Origin of the sequence: Shewanella sp. LC6, assembly GCF_006385735.2 — a bacterium.
Taxonomy (GTDB): domain Bacteria; phylum Pseudomonadota; class Gammaproteobacteria; order Enterobacterales; family Shewanellaceae; genus Shewanella; species Shewanella xiamenensis.
Genome location: NZ_CP043902.1, coordinates 2,634,321 through 2,646,707 on the forward strand (window position 1 = coordinate 2,634,321; position 12,387 = coordinate 2,646,707).

A 12,387-nucleotide genomic window follows, 5' to 3' on the forward strand; every position below is an offset into this window, starting at 1 on the left:
TAAACGCATTTCGCTTATTCGCGGGATTGCGTGTCTTGCTGATGCAGGGTTTGGCTATCGCTCTGCTGATTATCAAATACTGGGAAACCGTCCGCCGACCAGCGAATGGCGCGGTAGTATGTGTGTCTATTACCGTCAGTCAATGGTGTCCCCTGCAGCTCAAGGTAATTACGAGCATGGTAAAACATCAGCTCGGTTTTACCATCCTCTGCCAGCACAAAACTATTATGGCCAGGACCAAAACGATTCAGGCTAGGCTCAGTGGTAAAGATTGGGCTTGGCGATTTATGCCAACTCTTGGGATCGAGTAAATCGGCATTTTCATCGGCCCATAATAGCCCCATGGCATAACGGTCGTCCGTGGCACTGGCGGAATAGGTCACGAAGACTTTACCGTTTTTAACCAACACCGCAGCGCCTTCGTTGACTTTAAAGCCTAAACGTTCCCAATCCAATAAGGGCTCGCTGATAATGGCTTCGTTATCAGAGAGTTGAGTTGGTGAGAGCATTTTGGCAATCACTAAACCGGTGTTGTAACGCTTGGCCTTATCCTGCTGCGCCCAAATAAAATAACGCTCGCCCTTCAGGCTAAAGCTGGTCGCATCGAGGGAAAAGGCATCCTGCGCCGACTGTAATTTACCTAGCTCTTGCCATTGGCCCGTCATCGGCGAGTCACCCTCAAGGCCTAAGACAAACATGCGGTTATGAAAACGCACATCCTTATTGCTGGCCGCAAAATAGATATACCAGCGACCATCGATTTTGTGCAGCTCTGGCGCCCAAATATCGATACTCATGGGGCCAGTTTCATGCTTGCGCCACAGGGTTTTAGGCGTTGCTTGGCGTAAACCATCTATGGTTTTGGCGTGGCGAAGTTCGATGCGGTCAAACTCAGGCACAGAGGCAATAAAGTAGTAACTGCCGTCATCATCGCGGATCACCCAAGGATCCGCCCTTCTCTCGATAAAGGGCGCCTTCGCATCGAGGGCTTGCGCCGTGGCGCTGTGGGATTGTGCGCGGCTAATCTCAAGCACAGGCACGGCTTGCGCTAATGGCAGTGCCAATGCGGCGAGTAAGCCACAGGTCAAAGGCAAGCGCCGAAAGACCGACAGGTTAGGTTGACGATTATCCATGTTGTTTTTTGCGTCCATTCAAGAGTTTCTGTAATAGGATGAAAAAGAACAATAAGAGTCCGATAACAATCTTGGTCCACCAACTGCTTAAGCTGCCATCGAAGGTGATATAAGTTTGGATCACCCCCATCAAAATCACTCCAAGTACAGTGCCGAGCACAAATCCACTGCCGCCCGTCAGTAACGTGCCGCCAATGACCACGGCCGCAATGGCATCCAGTTCGACGCCAATGGCGCCAAGCGCATAGCCAGAGAAGGTGTAAAAGGTAAAGACAATGCCCGCCAGCGTTGCCAGAAAGCTACTGATGGCGTAAATACTGATAGTGGTTTTAGCGATGGAAATCCCCATTAGTTCAGCAGAATGTTGATTGCCACCAATGGCATACACATTGGTGCCGAAACGGCTGTAATGCATCACAATGGCGATAATCACAAAAAACAGAATAAAGATCAGTGAGCTTAAATCGAGCGCAGCATTGCCTGGTAGTGCAATGCTTATCTCGGCCACCGCATCGTAAAATGGATGGTCAATGGCAATCGACTCTTCACTGAGCGTCGTCGCTAAGCCCCGCGCAAGGAACATGCCCGCAAGCGTCACGATAAAAGGCTGCAACTTATACACATGGATAATGCTGCCCATGAGTGCGCCAAACAGCGTGCCAAGGGGCAAGATAACCGTAAAGGCCAACAATGGATGCCACTGGTACTCAGTGATCAATAAACTGCTGACAACCCCACTTAAGGCGATGACGGCGCCAACTGAAAGATCAATGCCCCCGGAGATAATCACTAAGGTCATGCCTAATGCGGTGATAAGTAAAAAAGCATTATCACGCAACAGGTTGGTGACTACTCGGCCGCTGGCAAAACCGTCAAACTGAAAGGTGCCGACCAGAAACATCGTCAGCAGCAATGAGGCGGTGATCCACAGCGGGATAAAACGTCTTGCTATCATGGTTTTTCTCCTGTCGCTGTGCTGACTTTTGCACTTGTGCCCTTTTCTGCTGGTTTTGCATCCGCTTGGCGCTTGGATTTGAATAGCGCCGACAATTGGCGCCTAAATTTAGCCGATTGCAACAGCAGCACGGTCAGGATAACGATGGCCTTGATCAGCAAGTTAAATTTAGCGGGTAAACCGCTGACGATAATGGTGGTCGCTAAGGTTTGGATGATCAGCGCGCCGACGACCGACAGAATCAAGGAGAAACGCCCGCCCGTGAGTGCGGCGCCGCCAATAACCACTGCTAATATGGCATCGAGCTCAAGCCACAGTCCGGCATTATTCGCATCTGAACCTTGGATATCGGCGGTGCTGATCATGCCGGCCAATGCCGCGCACAGACCCGCAATGGCATAGGCAAACAGTTTGATGGATTTATCGTTGATCCCAAGGTAACGACTCGCCTTGGCATTACAGCCCACCGCTTCGATAAACAGCCCTAAGGCGGTTTTACGTAGCAGTAATTGGCTAAAGATCAGCATCCCAATCACAATCCACACTGGCATCGGCAGGCCTAAAAACTGGCCCACGCCAATAGCGGCAAAGCCTGGGTGCTGGAAGGTGATAATTTGCCCTTGGTTGATAAGCTGAGCAACACCGCGCCCTGCCACCATAAGCAACAAGGTTGCGACAATCGGTTGAATGCCTAAGAAACTCACCAGACCGCCATTAATACAACCGGCTAAGAGCCCAATACTCAGGCCTGCAGCAATGACGATGACTAAGCTTAAATCCGGCACTAACAGTAGATTCGCGCAAACGGCGCCCGCAATCGCCATCACGGCACCAACCGACAGGTCAATACCGCCAGTGGCAATCACGAGACTCATGCCAATGGAGAGCAGCGCCACGGGTGCACTGCGATTTAAGATATCAATCAAAGAGCCATAGAGTCTGTCGTCTTGATAGCTGATATTAAAGAAACTGCTATCAATAAACAGATTGGCAAGTAACAGAATACCTAAAGCCAAGAGTGGCCAGAGGTATCGACCAATGGAGGTCGACTTGCCCGCTTGGTAACGGGCATTTTTTTCTTGAACCATGGTTTTGTGGCTTTCCTGCATCCGTTGTCGCTCAGATGAGTTCGACTCAGGCGAAAATGATTCGGTCGATAGGGTTTGGACAGAGTTTTTCATTTATCCCTCCGCAATCGCTTGCATTACATGTTGCGAGGTCAGTTCCGCGCCTGAAAGTTCACGTACTGCATATCTGTCGCGTAGCACCACGACTTTATTTGAAAAGGCCACAAGCTCATCAAGCTCGGACGATGCGACCAATAGTGACATGCCGTCATCACACAGGCTTCTGATAAGCTTGACGATTTCAGCGTGGGCACCAATATCGATGCCACGGGTCGGCTCATCCAGTACCAATAAAATCGGCTCTATGGCTAACCAACGCGCGAGGATCACCTTCTGCTGATTACCGCCACTCAACTGTTCTATGGGTTTATCCGCATCTGGGGTTGCAATCTGTAATTTATTGATAAAGAACTGGGCAATTTCCTGCTGCCGAGCTTTAGATAAATACCGCCACCAACCGATACGTGCCTGCAGCGCGAGGATGATGTTTTCACGGATAGACAAAGGGCCGATAATGCCGTCAATCTTACGATCTTCAGGGCACAGGGCGATCCCGGCGCTGATCGCATCCACGGGTTGCGACAACTTGAGTTTCTGCCCCGCCAAATGAATACTGCCGCTATCGACTAAATCCAGCCCAAATACGGCGTTACAGACTTCGCTGCGCCCCGATCCTAAAAGACCCGCAAGCCCGACCGCCTGCCCCTTAGGTACGGTAAGATTCATCGATTGGATTGAACCTTTTACCGACACATCTTTGAGGGACAAGAGCACAGCCTCAGCGCGGGTGACGGTGCGCTCCTTTTCCTGTTTATCAATCAATTGCTCCTGCAAAGAACGCCCGAGCATAGCTTCAATCAGCTTAGGCTGTGGTAATTCGGCCGTCAGATATTCGCCGATAAATCGCCCATTACGCAGTACGGTAATGCGATCGCTTATCTGATAAACCTGATCGAGGAAGTGTGTGATAAAAACAATAGCCACACCCTTGGCTTTGAGCTGGTTTAAGATCCCAAATAGCACTTGGACTTCTGTGGCATCTAAGCTCGCCGTAGGCTCATCGAGCACTAATACCTTGGCCGACATGGCAACACCGCGGGCGATGGCAATGAGTTGTTGCACCGCGATGGAATAGTCCGACAGCGGCGCGCTAACATCGATATCCAGCTTAAACTGGGTTAACACTGCGCGCGCATCGGCATACATTTTTTTGAAATGGATCAGCCCAAGACGGCGCGGTTCGTAACCGAGGAACAAATTTTGTGCCACGGTCAGGTTAGGCACTAAGTTCACCTCCTGATAAACCGTGCTGATCCCTGCCTTTTGCGCATCCATTGGTGTGTTGAAATGTTGCGGCTCGCCAAGAAAGAGGATGTCGCCCATATCTTTTGACTGGGCGCCTGTCATCACTTTCACCAGCGTCGATTTACCCGCACCGTTTTCGCCGAGCAGGGCGTGAACTTCCCCCGCAAATAACCGCAAACTCACATCCTCAAGGGCTTTTACGCCCGGATAGTGCTTACTGATCTGCTTGAGTTCTAAAATAAGGCTCATAGCTATTCCCCAAGAAAGCGTCAATCTGACTATTGATGGCGACGCTTTTCGTACTCGGCGGCAGCGGTTTCTTGGGTAAATACGTCACCCGTGGTGCTGATAAGCTTAGGCTGCTCCTTATTGCCCTTAAGGTACGCATCGATAGCATCAAACGCTGGGCCACCTAAGTAAGGGCTAAGTTCAACCGTGGCGTTCACATCACCATCGGCCATGGCCTTAAAGTAATCGGGCACACCGTCCACGGAGACGATCAGAATATCTTTGCCCGGTTTTAAACCTGCTTCTTTAATGGCTTGCACGGCACCCAGGGCCATTTCATCGTTATGCGCCCACACGGCGCACAGTGGCTGACCGTTTTGGGCCTTGAGGAAACCTTCCATCACTTCTTTACCCTTAGCACGGGTAAATTCGCCGGTTTGGCTGCGAACAATCTTGGCATTGGGATAATTGGCAATCACTTGGTTAAAACCAGTGGCGCGATCAATCGCTGCGGTTGCCCCGACTGTGCCCTGTAATTCGGCGATATCACAGTTGCCTTGGGTTTTATCCATGAGCCATTGGCCAATCTTGCGGCCTTCTTCGGTAAAGTCGGAGGCGATACGGGTGAGGAATAGGGAATCATCATCGACCTTGATATTACGGTCTACTATCACTACAGGGATGTTGGCGCGTTTCGCTTCTCTCAGCACTGGCTTCCAGCCTGTTTCCACTACAGGCGCGATAATAATGGCATCCACGCCTTGGGCGATAAAGCTACGCACGGCTTTGATTTGGTTCTCTTGTTTTTGCTGAGCGTCGGCAAATTTTAAATCTATACCCCGCTGTTTGGCCTCAGCTTTAACAGCTTCACTGAAGCTCGTTCGCCAACCACTCTCAGACCCAACCTGTGAAAAGCCTACCGTAGTGGCGTAGGCACAAGTGGCACTTACAGCCCATAATCCCAATGCGGTAATGATTTTATTATGTTTCATTATTATTCCCTTTATAACTTTAGGTAACAGAGATCCCCTAGCCTGCTAAAATCAGCAGGCTAACTCGTATAAATAAATATTATTTCGCCTTTATTGAATTAAATATTCTTAAACTTATGTACCGTAATTTGTTGATATTGAGTATTTGCCTCAAGCATGACATTCGGAAAATGATCAATATTGACCGCATTCGGATAACCGTGGGTTTCTAAACAGAGCCCATGGAATTGATTAATGCTATAACCTTCATCGTCAATATGGCTGCCATCGAGAAAGTTACCGCTGTAAAATTGCACGCCGACTTCCGTGGTACTAATTTCGAGTTCTCGGCCAGAAAGCGGATCTTTTAACACTGCAATTGTCTGCAAACTGTTTTTATTGTCAGGATTTCTATCCATCACAAAATAATGATCATAACCATTAGCTAATTGCTTAATATCTGCGGCAATTGCCTTTGGTTGTTTGAAATCGTAGGCGCTATCGTCGACTAAGATTAATTCGCCGGTTGGGATCTGTTCATTATCTAGGGCAAGAATATGGCTGGCATGGATGGTTAACTCATGCTCCAAAATACCTTGCTGTTTGTTTGAGGCAAGATTCCAGTAGGCATGATTGGTTAAACAGACGGGTGTGGTTTGATCGCAAGAGGCGTGATAACTTAGGATTAATTCATTGTTTTCATTGAGGCGGTATTCTAGCTTAATGGCAAGATTACCCGGAAATCCTTGATCGCCATCGGGACTGGTAATGCTGAAAACCGCCACCACACTGTCACTGTTCTGCAAAGTCTCAACCTGCCAAGTGCAATGGCTTAATCCTTTAGGTCCGCCGTGAAGTTGGTTATTGCCTTCGTTGGCTACTAATTGAATCGTTTTACCTGCTAAAGGAAATTGTGCTTTACCAATACGATTCGCGACACGGCCGGCAGTAATACCAAAATAATACGGATTAGTCGCCCAATCTTTAATATCTTGATAGCCAAGACTTAATGAAATAGGTTGCTCATCTTTGCCATAAAGCTTTACCGACCAAATGCTAGCGCCGTAATTTGATAGAACCACTTCAAGCCCGTGGCTATTGGTAAGGGTGACTAATTGTAATTCATCCGCAAATGCGGCATGTTTTACATTTTTTTTAGAGACGGAGAGTTGCATGGTGAGTGCTTTACCTTTTATTTAAAAATAAACTCAGCACTCACCTCATTATTCAATGAACTGAAATTTTATTGTGATATTTAAATCCAACCACCATCGACAATAAAATTTTGTGCGGTGCAGAGTTTGCTATCATCTGCTGCTAAAAATAACGCCATAGCAGCAATATCTTCGGGCATTACATATTCTTTAATACATTGGTTATTTTCGATATGTTTTGCCGTATCTTTATCTACCCAGTGTGTGAGTTGACGTTTTGTCATCACCCAACCCGGCGTTAAGGTATTAATCCGGATTTTATCTTTGCCTAAATCGGCGGCTAAACCTCGAGTTAAGCCCATGACACCAGCTTTTGAGGCCGTATATCCTGCCATTCCCGCTTGACGATTGTGCCAACTCATCGAGCCAAAGTTGATAACAGAACCCCCGCCGAGCCGCTGCATTTGCGGCCTGACCGCTTGTACGGCAAAAAAGTAGTGCCGCAAATTGGTATTTAAACATTGGTCCCAATATTCTGGCGTGACTTCATCTATGCTATGCCTTTCATCGCACGCGGCATTGTTAATCAATACTGAGATAGGGCCTAAATCGTCTTCAACCTGAGCAATGACGCTTTTAAGCGCAACTACATCGACAAGATCACAGTGATAAAATTTCACACTGGCGTCAGGCTGAGTCTGCTTAAGGCCTGTGACAAGTTGAGTCGACTCCTCAACTAAAATGTCGACAAATGCCACCTTAGCGCCCTGCTCTAAAAAAGACCGTACTAAGCAAGCCCCAATACCCGTACCACCGCCACTGATAAAAATGGTCTTACCTTGTAAACTCGGGTATTGATTAGTCAACTTCATAACTCAACCTTTTATTAAAATAATTATTTGGTTTCATTATAAAAGAAAACGAGTTCATATTTAATGGGAATGTGCGGGTATCTCTGCACCTCGACATCCCACGAGAAAATCAAAATCACATCCCTCATCCGCTTGGAGCACATGGTCTTTAAAGAGCGAGAGATAACCACCATTGATTGGAATGGATTTCACTGTCGCGAGTTTTGCTAGGCGCGCCTGTAACTCTTGGTCACTGATCTCCAGCTGTAACTTTCCTGCAAAAGTATCCAGTTCAATCATGTCACCATTTTGTACTGCGGCGAGCGGCCCAAGGGCTTGTGCTTCTGGCGCAACATGGAGAACAACGGTACCAAAGGCGGTGCCACTCATGCGCGCATCAGAAATCCTCACCATGTCTTTAATTCCTTTTTTCAACAGCTTAGGTGGAAGTCCCATATTGCCGACCTCGGCCATGCCCGGATATCCCTTAGGACCACAGTTTTTAAGCACCATAATGCTGTTTTCATCGATATCCAATTCCGGATCGCCGATGCGGGCGTTGTAATCATCAAAACTTTCAAACACAACCGCTTTGCCACGGTGTTGCATCAGGTGCGCGCTGGCGGCGGAGGGTTTGATTACTGCGCCGCGAGGCGCGAGATTGCCGCGCAGTACGCGAATGCCACCATTTTCAACCAAGGGATTTTCAAGTGACATAATCACCTCTTGGTTATAACAAGGCGCCTCTTTAACATTGTCCCAGAGGCTAGCAGCATTGACGGTGAGCGTGTTTTTACTCAGTAAATCATGCTCAAACAGCTGCCTTAATACTGCGGGTAGCCCACCTGCGTAGTAAAAGTCTTCCATTAAGTACTGACCCGAAGGCTTAAGATTCACTATGGTCGGTACAGTGTAACCATGGCGCCAGTCATCGAGTGACAGCTCAACCCCTATCCTGCCGGCAATGGCCTTTAAATGGATAACGGCGTTAGTTGAACCACCAATGGCAGCATTGACTTTGATGGCATTGATAAAAGCATCACGGCTTAAAATTTTACTTAAGGTCAAATCCTCTTTGACCATATCAACAATTCGCATTCCCGACATATGGGCCAACACTTGGCGGCGAGAATCCACCGCAGGAATGGCGGCATTGTGTGGCAAACTCACGCCGAGGGTTTCCACCATACAGGCCATAGTCGATGCCGTACCCATAGTGTTACAGGTGCCCGTTGAGCGTGACATATCCGCTTCGGCATTCATAAATGCGGCGAGGCTGATGTTGCCTGCTTTATATTCTTGATGCAGTTCCCACACGAGTGTGCCAGAACCCACATCCTTGCCCTTATGCTTACCATTGAGCATGGGACCACCCGTGACGACTATCGTCGGTAAATCACAACTGGCCGCGCCCATCAATAAAGCCGGAGTCGTTTTATCGCAGCCCACTAACAGCACAACACCGTCGATGGGATTGCCACGAATGGCTTCTTCCGTGTCCATAGCCGCAAGGTTACGCGTTAACATGGCGCTAGGGCGCAAATTGGACTCGCCATTTGAAAACACGGGGAACTCCACCGGAATGCCACCCGCTTCCCGAATGCCATTCTTTACTCTTTGGGCCAGTTCCCGCAGGTGACCATTGCAGGGCGTCAATTCTGACCAGGTATTACAAATACCAATCACAGGCTTATTTTGAAAGTGATGCTCTGGTATGCCTTGGTTTTTCATCCAACTGCGGTACATAAAGCCATTTTTATCATCACTACCAAACCAGCTTGCCGAACGAAGTGTTTTCGGTTTTTTATTATTCATATGACACCTTCGTCTTCCAAAGCACGTGCCCTGCCCGACCTATTGAGCGATTCGTACAATACTCAGCTTTTTAAGATCAAACGCACGCTATGCCCTGAGTTAACAATTTGTACTTTAATATTGCTAGCACGTAAAAGTATTGGTATTACTATAATACTAAAATATCAAAAAACAATAGAGGAAGTATGAAAAAGGCATTTTCTAGTATTTGTGTGAGTGCTTGTTTGGCATTGATCACCACGGCCAGTACAGCGGCAATTGCTGCTAACCCTTTGTTTACGGATGTATTTACCGCCGATCCTGCCGCTATAGTGCACCAAGATACTGTCTATCTTTATACTGGCCATGATGTTGCAAAGGACAATCGTACCTTCTTTGAAATGCATGATTGGCTCGTTTTTAGCTCTAAGGATATGCACAACTGGACGGCCCACGGTAGCAAGTTATCGGTGAAGGATTTCAGCTGGGCAAAAGGAGATGCATGGGCAAGCCATGTGATTGAAAAAGAAGGTAAGTTTTACTGGTATGTCACGGCAAGGCACAACAAAATCAATGGTTTTGCCATAGGTGTCGCGGTTGCAGATAGTCCACTCGGCCCCTTCAAGGATGCCCGCGGCAGTGCCATTATCACCAATGATATGACCACAGATACTGAGATTGATTGGGATGATATCGACCCTGCGGTATTTATCGACGATGATAAGCAAGCCTATCTGTTTTGGGGCAACACTAAGCCAAGATTTGCCAAGTTAAAAGCCAATATGATTGAACTCGATGGCCCAATTCACTCGATTGATATTCCAAACTTTACCGAAGCACTTTGGGTACATAAAAAAGATAAAACCTATTATCTTTCATACGCTTCAGGCTTCCCTGAAAAAATTGCCTATGCGACCAGTGATAGCATTCAGGGGCCGTGGAAGTACCAAGGCATCTTAAATGAAGTGGCGGGCAACTCGCCGACAAACCATCAAGCGATTATTGAATTTAAAGGTAAATCCTACTTTATCTACCATACCGGCGCATCGCAGGATGGCGGCGGTGAGTTTAGACGTTCGGTGGCAATTGACCCGCTGCATTACAATGCCGATGGCACCCTACAGCGTATTCATATGACAAGCGAAGGCATCAACGAGCCGCAGTAATCCTATTTTTTACTCGCTCCAAAGTAAAAAAGGTGAACCTAAGTTCACCTTTTATATTTGCAGTAAAGCGGCGTTAAAAATTGAAGCAAGCCGTTATTTATGCACGATATTTTTATGCACTGTATCTTGAGACGTCGAGAGTAATTTATTCATCTCGGCTTTCGCGCCTTCACTGTCCCCTGCGGCAATCGCAGTGTAAATGGCTTTGTGGCCAGGGAGGGATTGGATAAAGTCATCCTGAATTGTGCTACTGAGTCTAAAGATTTCGAGCAACGCAGATTGAATCGACACGCCGAGGGATACCATAAACTCGTTATTGGTCGCATCTAAAATCGCCATGTGGAAATCGATATCCGAGGTATACACTTCATCCGTACCTAATTCGGCCGCTTCCATCTTGGCATAAGCAGCCGCAATCACCTCAAGCTGCTCTGGGGTGCGTTTCTTGGCAGCCAGTTCCGCCGCAGCGGGTTCAAACACGGCACGAATTTCATAGAGCGAAGTATAAAACTCAGGGGAAGGTTTCGATTGGGAAAACCAGTTTAAGATCACCGGATCAAACATATTCCAGTGGCGACGCTCACGAATTCGAGTGCCAAGCTTAGGGCGAGACTCGATAAGCCCTTTTGCTGTGAGCACCTTAAAGGCTTCCCTTAAAGAGGTGCGTGATACTTCCAGCTCTTCACAGATAGCATTTTCGTTAGGGATATATTCACCTGGCGCATAAAAGCCGCCCACAATGCGGGAACCTAATTCGCTTGCCACCCAGTTATGGATATTCTGCGGACGGTTATTTGCCTGATTTGCCATAGTGCCCTCTTTAACTCTCTATCTCTGTGCTCAATCCAATCAGCTGGATAAGGTACTTAACGCTGATAAACAAATGTTATGATACTACCTTTCATGCTAAAGGTAATAAAAATTTTGTTAACGCTAAGAATTTATGGGGATTTCCTCAAACTCATTGTCCCTACCTTACCCCAAACTTTTACATTGTAAAGCCTAATTTTGCGTTTTAGCCAGTGATTGGACAAGCTCGCAACGGCTATTGAGCGCTTAGAAAATAGTCATTTTCAATCTGTAATTCAGCATGCACATCGACCACAAACATCCCCGCCGCTTCGGCGGCTTGGATGCCCGCCTTCGCATCTTCAAATACGATGCAGCGCTCTGGCGCTATGCCCATCAGCTCGGCGCAGCGTAAAAAAGTATCAGGCGCAGGTTTGGGTGACGCGACTTGGTCAGCCCCCACCACATAATCGACTAATTCCAACAATCCACACAGGGTTAAGATTTGAATGGCTTCCTCTGTGTAGGCCCCTGTGCCGACCGCCATTGGGCGTTTGCCCTGATTCTGCTTGGCAAATTCGGCTAATGCCGTCGGTTTGACATATAAATGCATAGTGTCGCGCACTAGGGCTTCTTTATACTCGTTCATGGCTTCGCAACTGGCCGTAGGCGTGACGCCAAAATGGGCGATCAGAATCTCTAAGGTGCCAATAGTAGGCACGCCCGCTAACGAGCGCATCAAGGCTGGCTCTACCGGGATCCCAAAGTGCTTTAAGGTTTGTCGCCATGCCTGTTCATGCAACTGACCACTGTCGACTAAGGTGCCATCCATATCGAAGATAATGCCGTCAAATTCTGTATACATCTGTGTTAACCCTATGAAATGAATGGTTCCAGAAAAATGAAAGCCGCCC

At 47.7% G+C, this 12,387-nt stretch carries 11 protein-coding genes; 1 reads left to right on the forward strand and 10 read right to left on the reverse strand.

All coding sequences use genetic code 11. The features are described 5' to 3' along the window. Nucleotides 1-14 precede the first annotated feature (14 nt). The 8 genes from FJD32_RS11975 to FJD32_RS12010 form a co-directional block, all read right to left on the reverse strand. Nucleotides 15-1,151, reverse strand: a complete 1,137-nt coding sequence (locus FJD32_RS11975; RefSeq protein ID WP_088585585.1) for a family 43 glycosylhydrolase — start codon at nt 1,149-1,151, stop codon at nt 15-17. Beyond that, nucleotides 1,126-2,088 carry a galactofuranose ABC transporter, permease protein YjfF gene (gene yjfF, locus FJD32_RS11980; protein ID WP_140907327.1) on the reverse strand — a complete coding sequence of 321 codons (963 nt, stop codon included), beginning with the start codon at nt 2,086-2,088 and terminating at the stop codon, nt 1,126-1,128. Before yjfF ends, FJD32_RS11975 begins: the two co-directional genes overlap by 26 nt. Next, nucleotides 2,085-3,269 carry an ABC transporter permease gene (locus FJD32_RS11985; RefSeq protein WP_140907326.1) on the reverse strand — a complete coding sequence of 395 codons (1,185 nt, stop codon included), beginning with the start codon at nt 3,267-3,269 and terminating at the stop codon, nt 2,085-2,087. The genes yjfF and FJD32_RS11985 overlap by 4 nt, the downstream gene beginning before the upstream one ends. After that, nucleotides 3,270-4,769 (reverse strand): sugar ABC transporter ATP-binding protein, encoded by a 1,500-nt coding sequence (locus tag FJD32_RS11990; protein WP_109277740.1) that lies wholly within the window; start codon nt 4,767-4,769, stop codon nt 3,270-3,272. 29 nt (nt 4,770-4,798) lie between these two features. Beyond that, the gene (locus FJD32_RS11995; RefSeq protein ID WP_037431307.1) at nt 4,799-5,740 is read right to left on the reverse strand and encodes an ABC transporter substrate-binding protein; all 942 of its coding nucleotides are present in this window, start codon (nt 5,738-5,740) and stop codon (nt 4,799-4,801) included. A 98-nt stretch (nt 5,741-5,838) separates the two neighbouring features. Continuing rightward, a complete protein-coding gene (locus FJD32_RS12000; RefSeq protein ID WP_140907325.1) occupies nt 5,839-6,894 on the reverse strand; it encodes an aldose epimerase family protein in 1,056 nt (351 codons plus the stop codon). Between the two features lie 80 nt (nt 6,895-6,974). Further along, nucleotides 6,975-7,745 carry an SDR family oxidoreductase gene (locus FJD32_RS12005; RefSeq protein ID WP_140907324.1) on the reverse strand — a complete coding sequence of 257 codons (771 nt, stop codon included), beginning with the start codon at nt 7,743-7,745 and terminating at the stop codon, nt 6,975-6,977. A gap of 60 nt (nt 7,746-7,805) precedes the next feature. Continuing rightward, the gene (locus FJD32_RS12010; protein ID WP_047536277.1) at nt 7,806-9,539 is read right to left on the reverse strand and encodes an IlvD/Edd family dehydratase; all 1,734 of its coding nucleotides are present in this window, start codon (nt 9,537-9,539) and stop codon (nt 7,806-7,808) included. Nucleotides 9,540-9,724: 185 nt separating this feature from the next. Here FJD32_RS12010 and FJD32_RS12015 point away from each other — a divergent pair, with 185 nt between their 5' ends. Further along, nucleotides 9,725-10,684 (forward strand): glycoside hydrolase family 43 protein, encoded by a 960-nt coding sequence (locus tag FJD32_RS12015; RefSeq protein ID WP_140907323.1) that lies wholly within the window; start codon nt 9,725-9,727, stop codon nt 10,682-10,684. A 93-nt stretch (nt 10,685-10,777) separates the two neighbouring features. Here the strand turns inward: FJD32_RS12015 and FJD32_RS12020 are convergent, their stop codons facing one another. Next, nucleotides 10,778-11,494, reverse strand: coding sequence for a FadR/GntR family transcriptional regulator (locus FJD32_RS12020; protein WP_140907322.1), 717 nt, complete (start codon nt 11,492-11,494; stop codon nt 10,778-10,780). Nucleotides 11,495-11,729: 235 nt separating this feature from the next. Then, on the reverse strand, nt 11,730-12,338 hold the full coding sequence (locus FJD32_RS12025) for a beta-phosphoglucomutase family hydrolase (RefSeq protein ID WP_140907321.1): 609 nt from the start codon (nt 12,336-12,338) through the stop codon (nt 11,730-11,732). Between the last annotated feature and the right edge of the window lie 49 nt (nt 12,339-12,387).

Bases quoted from the DNA above. Each gene is read 5' to 3' on its own strand.
- FJD32_RS11975 (WP_088585585.1), bottom strand. From the start codon at position 1,151: ATGGACGCAAAAAACAACATGGATAATCGTCAACCTAACCTGTCGGTC.
- yjfF (WP_140907327.1), bottom strand. From the start codon at position 2,088: ATGATAGCAAGACGTTTTATCCCGCTGTGGATCACCGCCTCATTGCTG.
- FJD32_RS11985 (WP_140907326.1), bottom strand. From the start codon at position 3,269: ATGAAAAACTCTGTCCAAACCCTATCGACCGAATCATTTTCGCCTGAG.
- FJD32_RS11990 (WP_109277740.1), bottom strand. From the start codon at position 4,769: ATGAGCCTTATTTTAGAACTCAAGCAGATCAGTAAGCACTATCCGGGC.
- FJD32_RS11995 (WP_037431307.1), bottom strand. From the start codon at position 5,740: ATGAAACATAATAAAATCATTACCGCATTGGGATTATGGGCTGTAAGT.
- FJD32_RS12000 (WP_140907325.1), bottom strand. From the start codon at position 6,894: ATGCAACTCTCCGTCTCTAAAAAAAATGTAAAACATGCCGCATTTGCG.
- FJD32_RS12005 (WP_140907324.1), bottom strand. From the start codon at position 7,745: ATGAAGTTGACTAATCAATACCCGAGTTTACAAGGTAAGACCATTTTT.
- FJD32_RS12010 (WP_047536277.1), bottom strand. From the start codon at position 9,539: ATGAATAATAAAAAACCGAAAACACTTCGTTCGGCAAGCTGGTTTGGT.
- FJD32_RS12015 (WP_140907323.1), top strand. From the start codon at position 9,725: ATGAAAAAGGCATTTTCTAGTATTTGTGTGAGTGCTTGTTTGGCATTG.
- FJD32_RS12020 (WP_140907322.1), bottom strand. From the start codon at position 11,494: ATGGCAAATCAGGCAAATAACCGTCCGCAGAATATCCATAACTGGGTG.
- FJD32_RS12025 (WP_140907321.1), bottom strand. From the start codon at position 12,338: ATGTATACAGAATTTGACGGCATTATCTTCGATATGGATGGCACCTTA.